Source organism: Microvirga splendida (assembly GCF_016427565.1).
Taxonomy (GTDB): Bacteria; Pseudomonadota; Alphaproteobacteria; order Rhizobiales; family Beijerinckiaceae; genus Microvirga; species Microvirga splendida.
Genome location: NZ_JAELXT010000004.1, coordinates 92,365 through 106,512 on the forward strand (window position 1 = coordinate 92,365; position 14,148 = coordinate 106,512).

Below are 14,148 nucleotides of genomic sequence, written 5' to 3' on the forward strand. Positions count from 1 at the left end.
AAATATTGAACGATCAAAGGAACGGGTGCCACGATGGCGAAGGAAAAGTTTGAGCGGAATAAGCCGCACTGCAACATTGGGACGATTGGTCACGTGGACCATGGCAAGACGTCTCTGACGGCGGCGATCACGAAGGTTCTGGCTGAGAGCGGCGGCGCGCAGTTCACGGCGTACGACCAGATCGACAAGGCTCCGGAAGAGAAGGCGCGCGGCATCACGATCTCGACCGCGCACGTGGAGTACGAGACGGCCAACCGTCACTATGCCCACGTGGACTGCCCCGGCCACGCCGACTACGTGAAGAACATGATCACGGGTGCGGCGCAGATGGACGGCGCGATCCTGGTGGTGTCGTCGGCCGACGGTCCGATGCCGCAGACCCGCGAGCACATCCTGCTGGCCCGCCAGGTGGGCGTGCCCGCCCTGGTGGTGTTCATGAACAAGGTCGACATGGTGGACGACGCCGAGCTGCTCGACCTGGTCGAGCTCGAGGTGCGCGAGCTTCTGTCGAAGTACGACTTCCCCGGCGACGACATTCCGATCGTGAAGGGCTCGGCTCTTTGCGCTCTTGAGGACCGCCAGCCCGAGATCGGCCGCGACGCGGTTCTCAAGCTGATGGCCGAGGTGGATGCCTACATCCCGCAGCCGGAGCGTCCGATCGACCAGCCGTTCCTGATGCCGATCGAGGACGTGTTCTCGATCTCGGGCCGCGGCACGGTGGTGACGGGCCGCGTCGAGCGCGGCATCGTGAAGGTCGGCGAGGAAGTGGAGATCGTGGGTCTGCGCGACACCGTGAAGACGACGGTGACGGGCGTCGAGATGTTCCGCAAGCTGCTCGACCAGGGCCAGGCGGGCGACAACGTGGGCGTTCTTTTGCGCGGCACGAAGCGCGAGGACGTGGAGCGCGGCCAGGTGCTGTGCAAGCCGGGCTCGATCAAGCCGCACACGAAGTTCAAGGCCGAGGCCTACATCCTGACGAAGGAGGAGGGCGGGCGTCATACGCCGTTCTTCGGCAACTACCGTCCGCAGTTCTACTTCCGCACGACCGACGTGACGGGCGTGGTGACGCTGCCTGAGGGCACCGAGATGGTGATGCCGGGCGACAACATCACCATGGAAGTGACGCTGATCGCGCCGATCGCCATGGAGGAGAAGCTGCGCTTCGCCATCCGTGAAGGCGGCCGCACCGTCGGCGCTGGCGTCGTCGCCGCCGTGATGGACTAATCAAGAGGATCAAAGGACAGCGGCCGGGCTTCGGCCTAGCCGCTTCCCTTGTTGAATGGATCAACCATGAACGGTCAAAACATTCGTATTCGCCTTAAGGCGTTCGACCATCGGATCCTCGACGCTTCGACACGGGAAATCGTGTCGACCGCGAAGCGGACCGGCGCCCAGGTGCGCGGGCCCATCCCGCTGCCGACGCGCATCGAGCGCTTTACGGTGCTTCGCTCGCCGCACATCGACAAGAAGTCGCGCGAGCAGTTCGAGATGCGCACTCACAAGCGTGTTCTCGATATCGTGGACCCCACCCCGCAGACGGTTGATGCCCTTATGAAGCTCGATCTCGCTGCTGGTGTGGACGTGGAAATCAAGCTCTAAGCCGTTAGGCTAGGAGCTTTCGGTAGACACGCCGAGAGGATACGCACATGCGCTCAGGCGTCATTGCACAGAAACTCGGGATGACCCGCATCTTCACGGATGCCGGCGAACACATCCCCGTCACGGTTCTTAAGGTCGACAGCTGCCAGGTCGTCGCCCACAGGACCAAGGAAAAGAACGGCTATACCGCGCTGCAGGTCGGCGTCGGCAAGGCCAAGGTGAAGAACGTCTCGAAGGCCGAGCGCGGCAATTTTGCCGTCGCCAAGGTCGAGCCGAAGCGCAAGCTCGCGGAATTCCGCGTCTCCGAGGATGCTGTCATCCCGGTCGGCGCAGAGATCACCGCTGATCACTTCATTGCCGGTCAGTTCGTGGACGTCACGGGCATCACCACCGGTAAGGGCTTCGCCGGCGGCATGAAGCGCTGGAACTTCGGCGGACTGCGCGCCACGCACGGCGTGTCGGTCTCCCACCGCTCGATCGGTTCGACCGGTGGACGCCAGGATCCGGGCAAGACGTTCAAGAACAAGAAGATGCCGGGTCACCTGGGTGTCGAGCGCGTCACGACGCAGAACCTGCGCGTGGTGTCGACCGACGTCGAGCGCGGTCTGATCCTCGTCGAAGGCGCCGTTCCCGGCGTGGCCGGCGGCTGGATCTTCGTCCGCGACGCGGTGAAGCGCAAGCTGCCCGCGGAAGTGCCGATGCCCGGCAAGTTCCGCACGGCCAACGATGCTGCGCCGGCCGCCCAGGCTGAGCAGGCCCAAGAGGAGAATGCGTGATGAAACTTGATGTCACCACGCTTGAGGGCAAAACCGCAGGTTCGGTCGACCTGGACGAGGCCATCTTCGGTCTCGAGCCGCGCGCCGATCTTCTGGCCCGTTGCGTCCGCTGGCAGCTCGCGAAGCGCCAGGCCGGCACGCACGCCGTGAAGAACCGTTCGCTCATCGATCGGACCACGAAGAAGGTCTACAAGCAAAAGGGCACCGGCAGCGCCCGCCACGGCGCCGCGAGCGCTCCCCAGTTCCGGGGCGGCGGTCGTGCCTTCGGCCCGCAGGTCCGCAGCCATGCGCACGACCTGCCCAAGAAGGTCCGCGCTCTTGCTCTGAGGCACGCGCTCTCGTCCAAGGCCAAGGACGCCTCGCTCGTCGTAATCGACGACGTGACGCTCTCCGAGCCCAAGACGAAGGCTCTCGTCGAGCGCTTCGGCAAGCTCGGCCTCGGCAACGCCCTGATCATCGGCGGCGCCGAGATCGAGACGAACTTCCAGCGGGCTGCTCGCAACATCCCGAACATCGACGTCCTGCCGGTGCAGGGCATCAACGTCTATGACATCCTGCGTCGCGAGAAGCTCGTTCTCACGAAGGCGGCTGTCGATGCGCTGGAGGCGCGCTTCAAATGAGCCTGGACCCGCGCCATTACGATGTAATCGTGAGCCCGGTCATCACCGAGAAGGCCACGGCCCTGTCCGAACAGAACAAGGTCGTCTTCAAGGTTCGACTGGATGCGACGAAGCCGCAGATCAAGGAAGCGGTTGAGAAGCTGTTCGATGTCAAGGTGAAGAGCGTGAATACGATCCTCACCAAGGGCAAAGTGAAGATGTTCCGCGGCACCCGCGGCCAGCGGTCGGACGTGAAGAAGGCGGTTGTAACCCTCGCTGAGGGCCAGACCATCGACGTCACGACGGGCCTCTGATCGGTTGAGAGAGTGATCCGATGGCTTTGAAAACCTTCAAACCAATCACCCCCGGCCTGCGCCAGCTGGTGATCGTGGACCGCAGCGAGCTCTACAAGGGCAAGCCGGTCAAGAAGCTGACGGAGGGCAAGAGCTCCTCCGGCGGCCGCAACAACCTGGGTCGCGTGACCGTCCGCTTCCGTGGCGGTGGTCACAAGCGCACCCTGCGCCTGGTCGACTTCAAGCGTCGTGGCCGTATGGGCGATGTGGCGACCGTGGAGCGGATCGAGTACGATCCGAACCGCACCGCCTTCATCGCGCTCATCGGCTATGCCGACGGCGAGCAGGCCTACATCCTGGCCCCGCAGCGTCTGGCTGTCGGCGATCAGGTGTCGGCCGGCGAGCAGGTCGACATCAAGCCGGGCAACGCGATGCCGATCGGCAACATGCCGGTGGGAACGATCATCCACAATGTGGAGCTGAAGGTCGGCAAGGGTGGCGCACTCGCCCGCTCCGCCGGCACCTACGCCCAGATCGTGGGTCGTGACCAGGGCTACGTGACGATCCGCCTGAACTCCGGCGAGCAGCGCCTGGTCCATGGCCAGTGCTTCGCCAGCGTCGGCGCGGTGTCGAACCCGGACCACATGAACACCTCGATCGGTAAGGCTGGTCGTAACCGCTGGCTTGGCAAGCGTCCGCACAACCGCGGCGTTTCCATGAACCCGATCGACCACCCGCACGGTGGTGGTGAGGGTCGCACGTCCGGTGGTCGCCATCCGGTGTCCCCCTGGGGCGTCCCGACCAAGGGCAAGAAAACCCGTTCGAACAAGCGGACCGACAAGTTCATCGTGTCGAGCCGTCACGCTCGGAAGAAGTAAGGATAGAGGCACGTCATGGCACGTTCGCTTTGGAAGGGTCCGTTCGTCGACGGCTACCTCCTCAAGAAGGCCGAGGCTGCCCGTTCCTCGGGCCGCAACGAGGTTATCAAGATCTGGAGCCGCCGCTCCACGATCCTCCCGCAGTTCGTTGGCCTCACGTTCGGGGTCTACAACGGACAGAAGCACATTCCCGTCAACGTGAGCGAGGAAATGGTGGGTCACAAGTTTGGCGAGTTCTCGCCGACCCGCACGTTCCACGGCCACGCGGCGGACAAGAAGGCGAAGAGGAAGTAAGATGGGTAAGGCCGCGACTCCTCGCGCACTGAGCGACACAGAGGCACAAGCCGTCGCTCGCATGCTGCGCGTCAGCCCCCAGAAGCTCAACCTTGTTGCGGCCCTTATCCGCGGCAAGAAGGTTTCTGCGGCTCTCGCCGATCTCGAGTTCTCCCGCAAGCGCATCGCTCGCGACGTGAAGAAGTGCCTCGAGAGCGCCATTGCCAACGCCGAGAACAACCACAACCTCGATGTGGACGATCTCGTCGTCAGCCAGGCCTTCGTCGGCAAGGCGCTCGTCATGAAGCGCTTCCACGCCCGGGCCCGTGGCCGGGGTGCTCGTATCGAAAAGCCGTTCTCGAACCTCACGATCGTGGTTCGGGAAGTTGCCGAACAGGCATAAAGGAGAACCAGATGGGTCAGAAAGTTAACCCGATCGGTCTTCGGCTCGGCATCAACCGGACCTGGGACTCGCGCTGGTTCGCCGGCAAGGGCGAGTACGCCAAGCTGATGCATGAGGATATGGCGATCCGCGAAGCGCTGATGAAGCAGCTGAAGCAGGCCGCCGTCTCGAAGATCGTCATCGAGCGTCCGCACAAGAAGTGCCGCGTCACCATCCACTCGGGTCGTCCGGGCGTGGTGATCGGCAAGAAGGGTGCCGACATCGAGAAGCTCCGCAAGCTCGTCGCCAAGATGACCGACGCGGATGTGGCGATCAACATCGTCGAAGTCCGCAAGCCGGAAGTCGACGCGACGCTGGTGGCCGATTCCATCGCCCAGCAGCTCGAGCGCCGCGTTGCATTCCGCCGCGCCATGAAGCGTGCCGTTCAGTCGGCCATGCGTCTGGGCGCCGAGGGCATCCGTATCAACTGCTCGGGCCGTCTGGGTGGCGCTGAAATCGCCCGCCTTGAGTGGTACCGCGAGGGCCGCGTTCCGCTGCACACCCTGCGTGCGGATGTGGATTACGGAACGGCCACGGCTTTCACCACCTATGGCACCTGCGGCATCAAGGTCTGGATCTTCAAGGGCGAAATCCTTGAGCACGACCCGATGGCCCAGGACAAGCGGATGAACGACGAAGGAGGCCGCTCCGGTGGCCGCCGCGAGCAAGCGGCGTAACCGAGAGGTCAGGAGAGGTTTGCCATGTTGCAACCGAAGAAAACCAAGTTCCGTAAGCAGTTCAAGGGCCGCATTTCCGGCACTGCGAAGGGCGGTACGGACCTCAACTTCGGCCAGTTCGGCCTGAAGGCGATGGAACCCGAGCGTGTCAACGCTCGCCAGATCGAGGCGGCTCGCCGCGCCATTACCCGCGCCATGAAGCGCGCGGGTCGGGTGTGGATCCGCATCTTCCCGGACGTGCCGGTGTCGTCGAAGCCGACCGAAGTGCGTATGGGTAAGGGTAAGGGCGCTCCCGAATTCTGGGCGGCCAAGGTGAAGCCTGGCCGTATCATGTTCGAGATCGACGGCGTGCCTGAGGATATCGCTCGCGAGGCCCTGCGCCTCGGCGCTGCGAAGCTTCCGATCAAGACGCGCTTCATCCAGCGCATTGCAGAGTAAGGAGGGGATCATGAAGTCTAAGCAGAGAGCCTCCGACCTCAAGGCGATGTCGCCCGACCAGCTGACGGACGAGATGCTGAACCTGAAGAAGGAGCAGTTCAACCTCCGCTTCCAGCGCGCGACCGGCCAGCTCGAGAACACCGGACGTGTTCGCGAAGTCCGCAGGGACATCGCCCGCGTCAAGACGCTGCAGCGCCAGAAGGCCGCTGGGGCGAAGGCTTAAAGGGGATCAAGATGCCGAAGCGCGTTTTGCAGGGCGTCGTTGTCAGCGACAAGCAGGACAAGACGGTCGTCGTGAAGGTGGAGCGTCGCTTTACGCACCCGGTTCTGAAAAAGACCGTGCGTAAGACGAAGAACTACCATGCTCATGACGAGAACAACAATGCCAAGGTGGGCGACACGGTCTTCATCGAAGAGACCCGGCCGCTCTCCAAGCTCAAGACCTGGGTGCTCGTCGACCAAGCGAAGGCCTAAAAGCCTTCCCTTAGGGGTTGTCTAACGAGGGCGGTTCGTGTATACGGCCGCCTTTCTCGACATATGAAGGGCAGGGGACATCAGATCCCCGTCAGGCGTAGTCCGGGAGGCAATCCTGCCGGCCTGGAAACCTGTCTGAAACAAAGGAAAGGATCAAAGCCATGATCCAGATGCAGACGAATCTTGACGTCGCCGACAATTCCGGCGCCCGTCGCGTGATGTGCATCAAGGTTCTCGGCGGTTCGAAGCGTAAGTACGCTTCCGTGGGCGATATCATCGTCGTATCCGTGAAAGAAGCTATCCCGCGCGGCCGCGTGAAGAAGGGCGACGTCATGAAGGCGGTCGTCGTGCGCACCGCCAAGGACATCCGCCGCGCTGACGGCTCGGTCATCCGTTTCGACCGTAATGCCGCCGTTCTGATCAACAATCAGAAGGAGCCGGTCGGCACTCGTATCTTCGGCCCCGTTCCCCGTGAACTGCGCGCCAAGAATCACATGAAGATCATTTCGCTTGCGCCGGAGGTGCTTTAATGGCCGCGAAGATCAAGAAGGGCGATAAGGTCGTCGTTCTGACCGGTCGCGACAAGGGCAAGACCGGTGAGGTTGTCCAGGTGCTTCCGAAGGAAGAGCGCGCGGTCGTCCGCGGCGTCAACGTCGTGAAGCGTCACCAGCGCCAGACGGCAAGCCAGGAGGCCGGCATCGTCTCGAAAGAGGCCGCCATCCACCTGTCGAACCTGGCCTACGCGGACCCGAAGGACGGCAAGCCGACCCGGGTTGGTTTCAAAGTTCTCGAAGACGGCCGCAAGGTCCGTTTCGCCAAGCGTTCGGGGGACCTGATCGATGGCTAAGGCTCAGGTGGACGGCTACACGCCGCGGCTGAAGAAGCACTACGAGGAAGTGGTGCGTCCGAAGCTCATTGAAGAATTCGGCTACAAGAACCCCATGGAAGTGCCGACGATCGAGAAGATCGTCCTCAACATGGGCGTTGGCGAGTCGACCGCTGACTCGAAGAAGGCATCGGTCGCCGCTGCCGATCTCGCTCTCATCGCCGGCCAGAAGCCGGTGATCACGAAGGCCCGTAAGGCGATCTCGCAGTTTAAAGTCCGCGAGGGAATGCCGATCGGTGCCAAGGTTACGCTGCGCAAGGCTCGCATGTACGAGTTCCTGGACCGCTTTGTGACCATCGCACTCCCGCGCGTCCGCGACTTCCGGGGCCTGAACCCCAAGTCGTTCGACGGCCGCGGCAACTACGCAATGGGTATCAAGGAGCACCTGGTGTTCCCTGAGATCAACTACGACCGGGTCGAGCAGGTCTGGGGTATGGACGTCATCATCACGACGACGGCCAAGACCGACGACGAAGCCCGCGCCCTGCTGCGTCACTTCAACTTCCCGTTCCGGCAGTGAGGATAACTGTCCTCAAACGCGGACACTGGAGATAAAAGCATGGCTAAGAAAAGCGCTATTGAGAAGAACAAGCATCGTCGTGAGCTGGTGAAGAAGTTCGCCGGCCGTCGCGAGCGCCTCCTGGCGGTCGCCAACGACGAGTCGAAGTCCATGGAGGAGCGCTTCGAGGCGCGCCTCAAGCTGGCCGAGCTCCCGCGCAACGCGAGCCCGTCCCGCATCCGCAACCGTTGCGAGATCACGGGCCGCCCGCGCGCTTACTACCGCAAGCTCGGCATGTCCCGTATCGCTCTGCGCGAGCTCGGCAACAAGGGCCTGATTCCGGGCCTCGTGAAGTCCAGCTGGTAAGGGGGAGGGCATCATATGATCAACGATCCGTTGGGCGATATGCTCACCCGCATCCGCAACGCGCAGATGCGCCGTCGCGGTACCGTTTCCACCCCCGGCTCGAAGCTGCGGGCTCGCGTTCTTGAGGTTCTCAAGAGCGAGGGCTACATCCGCGACTTCTCGCAGACGGAGTTCGGCAATGGCCGGACCGAGTTCTCGATCGAGCTGAAGTACTATGACGGCCAGCCGGTGATCCGCTCGATCGAGCGCGTCTCCAAGCCGGGCCGCCGCGTGTATGCCTCCGTCGACACCATGCCTCGCGTGGCCGACGGCCTGGGCGTCACCATTCTCTCGACGCCCCAGGGCGTGATGGCCGATCACGAGGCCCGGGAGAAGAACGTGGGCGGCGAAGTGCTCTGCAAGGTCTTCTAAGGCCAGGCACCCGCACAGAACCACGGAGATTCGAAAATGTCCCGAGTAGGCAAGAAGCCCGTTCCGGTTCCGTCAGGTGTGACGGCGACCGTCGACGGTCAAATGGTGAAGGTTAAGGGCGCGAAGGGCGAACTGTCGTTCCTCGTTCCCGAGGAAGTGTCGGTTGTTCTTGAGGACGGCGCCGTGTCGGTGAACCCGCGCGACGAGTCCAAGACGGCCCGTGCGAAGTGGGGCATGTCCCGCGCCCAGGTGTCGAACCTGGTCGAAGGCGTGTCCAAGGGCTTCGAGAAGCGCCTCGAGATCAACGGCGTCGGCTACAAGGCCGCCGTTGCCGGCAAGGTGCTGAAGCTCTCGCTGGGCTACAGCCACGACATCGACTACGCGATCCCGGCCGGCGTGACGATCACGACGCCGAAGCCCACGGAAGTCATCGTCGCCGGCATCGACAAGCAGGTCGTTGGTCAGACCGCCGCCGAGATCCGCGAATACCGCGGTCCGGAGCCCTACAAGGGCAAGGGCGTCAAGTATGCCAACGAGTTCATCTTCCGCAAGGAAGGCAAGAAGAAGTAAGGACGACGTATCATGGCTGAGAAGAAAGGCGCTGAAGATCGCCGCAAGGCCCGTGTGCGCCGTGCGATCAAGAAGGCAGCGAATGGTCGTCCGCGTTTGTCGGTCTTCCGTTCGTCCAAGCAGATCTACGCCCAGATTATCGACGACGTTCGCGGCCACACGGTCGCTGCGGCTTCGACCCTCGAGGCTGACCTGAAGGGCAAGCTCAAGACCGGCGCCACCGTCGATGCGGCGAAGGAAGTGGGCAAGCTCGTGGCTGAGCGCGCGGTTGCTGCCGGCGTGAAGCAGGTCATCTTCGACCGCTCGGGCTACCTCTATCACGGCCGCGTCAAGGCTCTGGCCGACGCTGCCCGTGAAGGCGGTCTGGATTTCTAACGGCGGGTGTAATCCAAGCAACCCTTAGCGAGCGGGCCCGCCGCCCGCGCAAGTGAGAGGTCTCATGGCTAGAGAACCAAGAGAACGTGCTGATCGCGAAGAGCGCGACAGCGAATTCGTGGACCGCCTGGTCCACATCAACCGCGTCGCCAAGGTGGTGAAGGGCGGCCGTCGCTTCGGCTTCGCTGCTCTCGTCGTCGTCGGCGACCAGAAGGGCCGCGTCGGCTTCGGCCACGGCAAGGCCCGCGAAGTGCCGGAAGCCATCCGCAAGGCCACGGACGCTGCCAAGCGCTCCATGATCCGCGTTGCGCTGCGCGAAGGCCGCACGCTCCATCACGACGTGAACGGCCGCCACGGCGCCGGCAAGGTCGTGCTGCGTGCCGCTCCGCAGGGTACCGGCATCATCGCCGGCGGCCCGATGCGCGCCGTCTTCGAGGTGGTGGGCATGCAGGACGTGGTCGCCAAGTCGCTCGGCTCGTCGAACCCCTACAACCTCGTCCGCGCGACCTTCGACGCGCTCAAGAACGAGGACAGCCCGCGTTCGGTCGCCGCTCGCCGTGGCCTGAAGGTCTCGACGCTGCAGGCTCGCCGCCGCGATGCAGACACCAGCGAAGCCGCTGGCGCTGAAGCGTAAGGGAGGCTGTAACCATGGCAAAGAAGCCTGCTGCTGCAGCATCCACCGTCACCGTTGAGCAGATCGGTTCGCCGATCCGCCGCGAGGCCAAGCAGCGCCAGACGCTGATCGGTCTCAAGCTCAACAAGCTTCACCGTACTTCGACCTTGGAAGACACGCCGGCAGTTCGCGGCATGATCGAAAAGGTCAAGCACCTCGTGCGCGTTGTCGACGGGCAGTGAGGAGAGCGTCATGAAACTCAACGAAATTCGTGACAACGAAGGTTCTACCAAGAACCGCATGCGTGTCGGCCGTGGTATCGGCTCCGGCAAGGGCAAGACCGGTGGTCGCGGCGTGAAGGGACAGAAGTCCCGTACCGGCGTGTCCATCAAGGGCTTCGAAGGCGGTCAGATGCCTCTGCACCGTCGTCTGCCGAAGCGCGGCTTCAACAAGCCGAACCAGATCGACCTCAACGAGGTCAATGTCGGCCGCATCCAGCAGGCGATCGAAGCCGGCAAGCTCGACAAGGGCGCTGCCGTCACAGTCGAGTCACTGGTGGCCGCCGGTGTGGTCTCCAAGCCGCGCGACGGCGTGAAGATCCTCGGCGTCGGCGAACTCAAGACGAAGCTGTCCTTCCAGGTTCACGGCGCGTCGAAGTCGGCCGTCGAAGCGATCGAGAAGGCTGGTGGCTCGGTCACCCTGCTGGGTGGCGTTGCGCAGGCGTGAGCCAGCGCCCACATTGACTAGGATCCAAGCGGCGGCCCGCGTCTGATCGCGTGGCCGCCGTTTGCGTGATGACCGTCACGGTTCAAGTATTTCGGGGACAACACTATGGCCTCAGCAGCCGAGCAACTTGCGGCAAACATCAATTTCGGCGCCATCGCCAAGGCCGATGAGCTGAAGAAGCGCATCTGGTTCACCCTGGGCGCCCTCATCGTCTATCGTCTCGGCACCTACATCCCGCTGCCCGGCATCAACCCGGAAGCCCTGGCGCAGAGCTTCCAGAACGCCAGCGGCGGCGTGCTCGGCCTCTTCAACATGTTCTCGGGCGGCGCCGTGGAGCGCATGGCGATCTTCGCCCTGAACATCATGCCGTACATCTCGGCCTCGATCATCATCCAGCTCCTCACCTCCGTGCTGCCCTCCCTCGAGGCGCTCAAGAAGGAAGGGGAGGCCGGCCGCAAGATCCTCAACCAGTACACCCGCTATCTCACGGTGATGCTGGCGGTGTTCCAGTCCTGGGGCATCGCGGTGGGCCTGCAGAGCTCCGGCAGCATCGTGGATGCGCCCGGTCCGTTCTTCCTGATCTCCACCGTGATCACGCTCACCGGCGGCACCATGTTCCTCATGTGGCTGGGCGAGCAGATCACGTCCCGGGGCATCGGCAACGGCACCTCGCTGATCATCTTCGCCGGCATCGTGGCGAACCTGCCGTCGGCCATCGCCGGCACCCTGGAGCTCGGCCGTCAGGGCGCGATCTCGACGGGCCTGATCATCGGCGTGATCGTGATGGCCGTCGCCATCATCTACTTCGTGGTGTTCATGGAGCGCGCCCAGCGCCGCCTCCTCATCAACTACCCGAAGCGCCAGGTCGGCAACCGGGTGTATGACGGCCAGACCTCGTTCCTGCCGCTCAAGCTGAACACCTCGGGCGTGATCCCGCCGATCTTCGCCTCCTCGCTGCTCCTGCTGCCGGCCACCATCGCCAGCTTCCAGAGCACCGGCGACGGGACCGGGTTCATCTCCACCCTGACCGCCTATCTCGGCCACGGCCAGCCCGCCTACATGTTCCTGTATGCGGCGCTGATCGTGTTCTTCGCCTTCTTCTATACGGCCATCGTGTTCAATCCGACCGAGACGGCTGACAACCTGAAGAAGCAGGGCGGCTTCATTCCGGGCATCCGTCCGGGCGAGCGGACGGCGGACTTCATCGACCAGGTTCTCACCCGCATCACGGTGCTGGGCGCGATTTACCTGGTGATCATCTGCCTGATTCCCGAACTGCTGGTGTCCTACGCGGCCCTGCCATTCTACTTTGGCGGCACTTCGCTTCTGATCGTGGTGTCTGTTACCATGGACACGGTCGCTCAGGTGCATGGTCACCTGCTGGCGCACCAGTACGAGGGTCTCGTCAAGAAGGCGAAGCTCAAGGGCGCGCGCAGACGCTAAGGCATTTTCAGGCGAAGCGGACCCGGTCCGCCGCCGGACAATGCGCCAAGGGGAAGAAGAGAGCTGATCCCCGCAAGGGGGCAGCTCTAGGAATGGACACCTCGCCTGAAGGCGAGCATTCTCGACGAAGTCAGGGGGGCGTCGATGAGGATCATCCTGCTGGGGCCGCCAGGGGCCGGCAAAGGCACTCAGGCTGTGCGTCTGGTCGAGCGGCTGGGGATTCCCCAGCTGTCCACCGGCGACATGCTCCGCGCCGCCGTGGCCGCCGGCACACCGGTCGGCCTCAAGGCCAAGGCTGTCATGGATCGGGGCGAGCTGGTGTCCGACGACATCGTCGTGGGCATCATTGCGGACCGAATCGAGGAGCCGGACGCCAGGAACGGCTTCATCCTCGACGGCTTCCCGCGCACCGTCGCCCAGGCCGAAGCCTTCGATTCCATGCTGGCCGCCAAGGGCCTGAAGCTGGATGCCGTGATCGAGTTCAAGGTCAACGAGACCGAGCTGGTCGACCGCATCGTCCGGCGCGCCCAGGAAACCGAGGCGCGCGGGGAGCCGGTCCGAAAGGACGACAACCCCGAGGTCTTCAAGACCCGGCTCGAAGCATATAGGAATCAGACAGCCCCGCTCTCGGCCTATTACGAGCGCACGGGCATGCTGAAGACCGTCGACGGCATGAAGCCCATCGACGACGTGACCCAGGCGATCAAGGAAATCCTCGGTCGCTGAGGGGCAGGGGGCTTGACCGGCGGGTTAATTTCCGTTAGGGGCAAGCTCTTGCACAAGAACCTGCATATCCAGAGGGCTTCATGAGGGGCCGCTCTGGATTGTTGTGTTTCGCATAAGCCCGCGCAAGGGCCGGCCTCCACCGGACGCGCGATAAACATAAACCGAAGCTTATTGCTTCCCACATGGAGACGGACGATGGCCCGTATAGCAGGCGTCAATATCCCGACCGCCAAGCGCGTTGTGATCGCGCTTCAGTATATCCACGGCATTGGGCCCAAGAAGGCCCAGGAGATCGTCGAGAAGGTCAACATCCCGGCCGAGCGCCGCGTGAACCAGCTCACCGACGCCGAAGTTCTGGCCATCCGCGAGACGATCGACCGCGACTACATCGTCGAAGGCGATCTGCGCCGTGAAGTCTCCATGAACATCAAGCGCCTGATGGATCTGGCTGCCTACCGTGGCCTGCGCCACCGCCGCAGCCTGCCGACCCGCGGCCAGCGCACCCACACGAACGCCCGCACCCGCAAGGGCAAGGCGAAGCCGATCGCCGGCAAGAAGAAGTAATTTTTTGCGGCCACCCCCGGCGGGTGGCCCTCTCTCCCGAGCGCCTGGCATGACGGGCGCGCTTGAAGGATCTTTGGAATGGCTAAAGAAGCTACCCGCGTCCGCCGCCGCGAACGCAAGAACATCGTTTCCGGCGTGGCGCATGTGAACGCCTCGTTCAACAACACCATGATCACCATCACGGACGCCCAGGGCAACACGATCTCGTGGTCCTCGGCCGGCGCGATGGGTTTCAAGGGCTCGCGTAAGTCGACCCCCTATGCGGCTCAGATCGCCGCTGAAGACGCAGCCCGCAAGGCTGCCGAGCATGGCATGCGCACCCTCGAGGTCGAGGTGTCGGGTCCCGGCTCCGGCCGTGAGTCCGCCCTGCGCGCCCTGCAGTCGGCCGGTTTCACGGTCACCTCGATCCGTGACGTGACGCCGATCCCGCACAATGGCTGCCGCCCGCGCAAGCGTCGCCGCGTCTAAGGTTATCCTGCGCGTGGGCCCAAACCCACGCGCGTTCCGGTTTAAAGGGACG

General features: G+C 63.5%; 26 protein-coding genes. All 26 read left to right on the top strand.

Translation table 11 applies throughout. The annotated features are described in order from the left end of the window. Positions 1-33 precede the first annotated feature (33 nt). The 26 genes from tuf (at position 34) to rpsK (ending at position 14,096) form a co-directional block, all read left to right on the top strand. Positions 34-1,224: an elongation factor Tu gene (gene tuf / locus JAO75_RS06025; RefSeq protein ID WP_199047530.1), complete on the top strand. Its 1,191-nt coding sequence runs from the start codon at positions 34-36 to the stop codon at positions 1,222-1,224. A gap of 66 nt (positions 1,225-1,290) precedes the next feature. Further along, entirely contained in the window at positions 1,291-1,599 is a 309-nt protein-coding gene (gene rpsJ / locus JAO75_RS06030) for a 30S ribosomal protein S10 (RefSeq protein ID WP_009764298.1), read from the top strand. 47 nt (positions 1,600-1,646) lie between these two features. Continuing rightward, a complete protein-coding gene (gene rplC / locus JAO75_RS06035; RefSeq protein ID WP_199047532.1) occupies positions 1,647-2,375 on the top strand; it encodes a 50S ribosomal protein L3 in 729 nt (242 codons plus the stop codon). Then, entirely contained in the window at positions 2,375-2,995 is a 621-nt protein-coding gene (gene rplD / locus JAO75_RS06040) for a 50S ribosomal protein L4 (protein ID WP_199047534.1), read from the top strand. The genes rplC and rplD overlap by 1 nt, the downstream gene beginning before the upstream one ends. Then, a complete protein-coding gene (locus JAO75_RS06045; RefSeq protein ID WP_027317106.1) occupies positions 2,992-3,288 on the top strand; it encodes a 50S ribosomal protein L23 in 297 nt (98 codons plus the stop codon). The genes rplD and JAO75_RS06045 overlap by 4 nt, the downstream gene beginning before the upstream one ends. A 20-nt stretch (positions 3,289-3,308) precedes the next feature. Then, positions 3,309-4,145, top strand: coding sequence for a 50S ribosomal protein L2 (gene rplB / locus JAO75_RS06050; RefSeq protein ID WP_199047535.1), 837 nt, complete (start codon positions 3,309-3,311; stop codon positions 4,143-4,145). 15 nt (positions 4,146-4,160) lie between these two features. Further along, entirely contained in the window at positions 4,161-4,439 is a 279-nt protein-coding gene (gene rpsS, locus JAO75_RS06055) for a 30S ribosomal protein S19 (protein WP_036352963.1), read from the top strand. A gap of 1 nt (position 4,440) precedes the next feature. Next, positions 4,441-4,821 carry a 50S ribosomal protein L22 gene (rplV, locus tag JAO75_RS06060; protein WP_036352967.1) on the top strand — a complete coding sequence of 127 codons (381 nt, stop codon included), beginning with the start codon at positions 4,441-4,443 and terminating at the stop codon, positions 4,819-4,821. Between the two features lie 11 nt (positions 4,822-4,832). Next, positions 4,833-5,537 carry a 30S ribosomal protein S3 gene (rpsC, locus tag JAO75_RS06065; protein WP_199047536.1) on the top strand — a complete coding sequence of 235 codons (705 nt, stop codon included), beginning with the start codon at positions 4,833-4,835 and terminating at the stop codon, positions 5,535-5,537. A gap of 24 nt (positions 5,538-5,561) precedes the next feature. Continuing rightward, the gene (gene rplP / locus JAO75_RS06070) at positions 5,562-5,975 is read left to right on the top strand and encodes a 50S ribosomal protein L16 (RefSeq protein WP_036352973.1); all 414 of its coding nucleotides are present in this window, start codon (positions 5,562-5,564) and stop codon (positions 5,973-5,975) included. 10 nt (positions 5,976-5,985) lie between these two features. Then, a complete protein-coding gene (gene rpmC, locus JAO75_RS06075) occupies positions 5,986-6,198 on the top strand; it encodes a 50S ribosomal protein L29 (protein WP_199047537.1) in 213 nt (70 codons plus the stop codon). Positions 6,199-6,209: 11 nt separating this feature from the next. Beyond that, positions 6,210-6,449 (top strand): 30S ribosomal protein S17, encoded by a 240-nt coding sequence (rpsQ, locus tag JAO75_RS06080; protein WP_199047538.1) that lies wholly within the window; start codon positions 6,210-6,212, stop codon positions 6,447-6,449. A gap of 161 nt (positions 6,450-6,610) precedes the next feature. Continuing rightward, positions 6,611-6,979, top strand: coding sequence for a 50S ribosomal protein L14 (gene rplN, locus JAO75_RS06085; RefSeq protein WP_009764309.1), 369 nt, complete (start codon positions 6,611-6,613; stop codon positions 6,977-6,979). Beyond that, positions 6,979-7,296, top strand: a complete 318-nt coding sequence (gene rplX / locus JAO75_RS06090) for a 50S ribosomal protein L24 (RefSeq protein ID WP_199047539.1) — start codon at positions 6,979-6,981, stop codon at positions 7,294-7,296. The genes rplN and rplX overlap by 1 nt, the downstream gene beginning before the upstream one ends. Continuing rightward, positions 7,289-7,855 carry a 50S ribosomal protein L5 gene (gene rplE, locus JAO75_RS06095; protein WP_036352985.1) on the top strand — a complete coding sequence of 189 codons (567 nt, stop codon included), beginning with the start codon at positions 7,289-7,291 and terminating at the stop codon, positions 7,853-7,855. The genes rplX and rplE overlap by 8 nt, the downstream gene beginning before the upstream one ends. 39 nt (positions 7,856-7,894) lie before the next feature. Then, positions 7,895-8,200, top strand: a complete 306-nt coding sequence (rpsN, locus tag JAO75_RS06100) for a 30S ribosomal protein S14 (protein WP_199047541.1) — start codon at positions 7,895-7,897, stop codon at positions 8,198-8,200. Between the two features lie 15 nt (positions 8,201-8,215). Beyond that, positions 8,216-8,611: a 30S ribosomal protein S8 gene (gene rpsH / locus JAO75_RS06105; RefSeq protein WP_199047543.1), complete on the top strand. Its 396-nt coding sequence runs from the start codon at positions 8,216-8,218 to the stop codon at positions 8,609-8,611. Between the two features lie 36 nt (positions 8,612-8,647). Continuing rightward, on the top strand, positions 8,648-9,181 hold the full coding sequence (rplF, locus tag JAO75_RS06110; protein ID WP_199047544.1) for a 50S ribosomal protein L6: 534 nt from the start codon (positions 8,648-8,650) through the stop codon (positions 9,179-9,181). Between the two features lie 12 nt (positions 9,182-9,193). Then, positions 9,194-9,556: a 50S ribosomal protein L18 gene (gene rplR, locus JAO75_RS06115; protein ID WP_036353000.1), complete on the top strand. Its 363-nt coding sequence runs from the start codon at positions 9,194-9,196 to the stop codon at positions 9,554-9,556. 64 nt (positions 9,557-9,620) lie between these two features. After that, positions 9,621-10,190 carry a 30S ribosomal protein S5 gene (gene rpsE / locus JAO75_RS06120; protein WP_099511403.1) on the top strand — a complete coding sequence of 190 codons (570 nt, stop codon included), beginning with the start codon at positions 9,621-9,623 and terminating at the stop codon, positions 10,188-10,190. Between the two features lie 14 nt (positions 10,191-10,204). Next, positions 10,205-10,411, top strand: coding sequence for a 50S ribosomal protein L30 (gene rpmD / locus JAO75_RS06125; protein WP_199047545.1), 207 nt, complete (start codon positions 10,205-10,207; stop codon positions 10,409-10,411). Positions 10,412-10,421: 10 nt separating this feature from the next. Further along, on the top strand, positions 10,422-10,895 hold the full coding sequence (rplO, locus tag JAO75_RS06130; RefSeq protein WP_199047546.1) for a 50S ribosomal protein L15: 474 nt from the start codon (positions 10,422-10,424) through the stop codon (positions 10,893-10,895). A 105-nt stretch (positions 10,896-11,000) separates the two neighbouring features. Next, the gene (gene secY / locus JAO75_RS06135) at positions 11,001-12,338 is read left to right on the top strand and encodes a preprotein translocase subunit SecY (RefSeq protein ID WP_199047547.1); all 1,338 of its coding nucleotides are present in this window, start codon (positions 11,001-11,003) and stop codon (positions 12,336-12,338) included. Positions 12,339-12,482: 144 nt separating this feature from the next. Continuing rightward, positions 12,483-13,064, top strand: coding sequence for an adenylate kinase (locus tag JAO75_RS06140; RefSeq protein ID WP_199047548.1), 582 nt, complete (start codon positions 12,483-12,485; stop codon positions 13,062-13,064). A 195-nt stretch (positions 13,065-13,259) separates the two neighbouring features. Continuing rightward, positions 13,260-13,628, top strand: coding sequence for a 30S ribosomal protein S13 (gene rpsM / locus JAO75_RS06145; RefSeq protein ID WP_099511408.1), 369 nt, complete (start codon positions 13,260-13,262; stop codon positions 13,626-13,628). A 78-nt stretch (positions 13,629-13,706) separates the two neighbouring features. Next, positions 13,707-14,096, top strand: a complete 390-nt coding sequence (rpsK, locus tag JAO75_RS06150) for a 30S ribosomal protein S11 (RefSeq protein ID WP_009764323.1) — start codon at positions 13,707-13,709, stop codon at positions 14,094-14,096. Positions 14,097-14,148 lie beyond the last annotated feature (52 nt).

Coding starts and splice junctions, on each gene's coding strand:
- tuf (WP_199047530.1), top strand. CDS start 34: ATGGCGAAGGAAAAGTTTGAGCGGAATAAGCCGCACTGCAACATTGGG.
- rpsJ (WP_009764298.1), top strand. CDS start 1,291: ATGAACGGTCAAAACATTCGTATTCGCCTTAAGGCGTTCGACCATCGG.
- rplC (WP_199047532.1), top strand. CDS start 1,647: ATGCGCTCAGGCGTCATTGCACAGAAACTCGGGATGACCCGCATCTTC.
- rplD (WP_199047534.1), top strand. CDS start 2,375: ATGAAACTTGATGTCACCACGCTTGAGGGCAAAACCGCAGGTTCGGTC.
- JAO75_RS06045 (WP_027317106.1), top strand. CDS start 2,992: ATGAGCCTGGACCCGCGCCATTACGATGTAATCGTGAGCCCGGTCATC.
- rplB (WP_199047535.1), top strand. CDS start 3,309: ATGGCTTTGAAAACCTTCAAACCAATCACCCCCGGCCTGCGCCAGCTG.
- rpsS (WP_036352963.1), top strand. CDS start 4,161: ATGGCACGTTCGCTTTGGAAGGGTCCGTTCGTCGACGGCTACCTCCTC.
- rplV (WP_036352967.1), top strand. CDS start 4,441: ATGGGTAAGGCCGCGACTCCTCGCGCACTGAGCGACACAGAGGCACAA.
- rpsC (WP_199047536.1), top strand. CDS start 4,833: ATGGGTCAGAAAGTTAACCCGATCGGTCTTCGGCTCGGCATCAACCGG.
- rplP (WP_036352973.1), top strand. CDS start 5,562: ATGTTGCAACCGAAGAAAACCAAGTTCCGTAAGCAGTTCAAGGGCCGC.
- rpmC (WP_199047537.1), top strand. CDS start 5,986: ATGAAGTCTAAGCAGAGAGCCTCCGACCTCAAGGCGATGTCGCCCGAC.
- rpsQ (WP_199047538.1), top strand. CDS start 6,210: ATGCCGAAGCGCGTTTTGCAGGGCGTCGTTGTCAGCGACAAGCAGGAC.
- rplN (WP_009764309.1), top strand. CDS start 6,611: ATGATCCAGATGCAGACGAATCTTGACGTCGCCGACAATTCCGGCGCC.
- rplX (WP_199047539.1), top strand. CDS start 6,979: ATGGCCGCGAAGATCAAGAAGGGCGATAAGGTCGTCGTTCTGACCGGT.
- rplE (WP_036352985.1), top strand. CDS start 7,289: ATGGCTAAGGCTCAGGTGGACGGCTACACGCCGCGGCTGAAGAAGCAC.
- rpsN (WP_199047541.1), top strand. CDS start 7,895: ATGGCTAAGAAAAGCGCTATTGAGAAGAACAAGCATCGTCGTGAGCTG.
- rpsH (WP_199047543.1), top strand. CDS start 8,216: ATGATCAACGATCCGTTGGGCGATATGCTCACCCGCATCCGCAACGCG.
- rplF (WP_199047544.1), top strand. CDS start 8,648: ATGTCCCGAGTAGGCAAGAAGCCCGTTCCGGTTCCGTCAGGTGTGACG.
- rplR (WP_036353000.1), top strand. CDS start 9,194: ATGGCTGAGAAGAAAGGCGCTGAAGATCGCCGCAAGGCCCGTGTGCGC.
- rpsE (WP_099511403.1), top strand. CDS start 9,621: ATGGCTAGAGAACCAAGAGAACGTGCTGATCGCGAAGAGCGCGACAGC.
- rpmD (WP_199047545.1), top strand. CDS start 10,205: ATGGCAAAGAAGCCTGCTGCTGCAGCATCCACCGTCACCGTTGAGCAG.
- rplO (WP_199047546.1), top strand. CDS start 10,422: ATGAAACTCAACGAAATTCGTGACAACGAAGGTTCTACCAAGAACCGC.
- secY (WP_199047547.1), top strand. CDS start 11,001: ATGGCCTCAGCAGCCGAGCAACTTGCGGCAAACATCAATTTCGGCGCC.
- JAO75_RS06140 (WP_199047548.1), top strand. CDS start 12,483: ATGAGGATCATCCTGCTGGGGCCGCCAGGGGCCGGCAAAGGCACTCAG.
- rpsM (WP_099511408.1), top strand. CDS start 13,260: ATGGCCCGTATAGCAGGCGTCAATATCCCGACCGCCAAGCGCGTTGTG.
- rpsK (WP_009764323.1), top strand. CDS start 13,707: ATGGCTAAAGAAGCTACCCGCGTCCGCCGCCGCGAACGCAAGAACATC.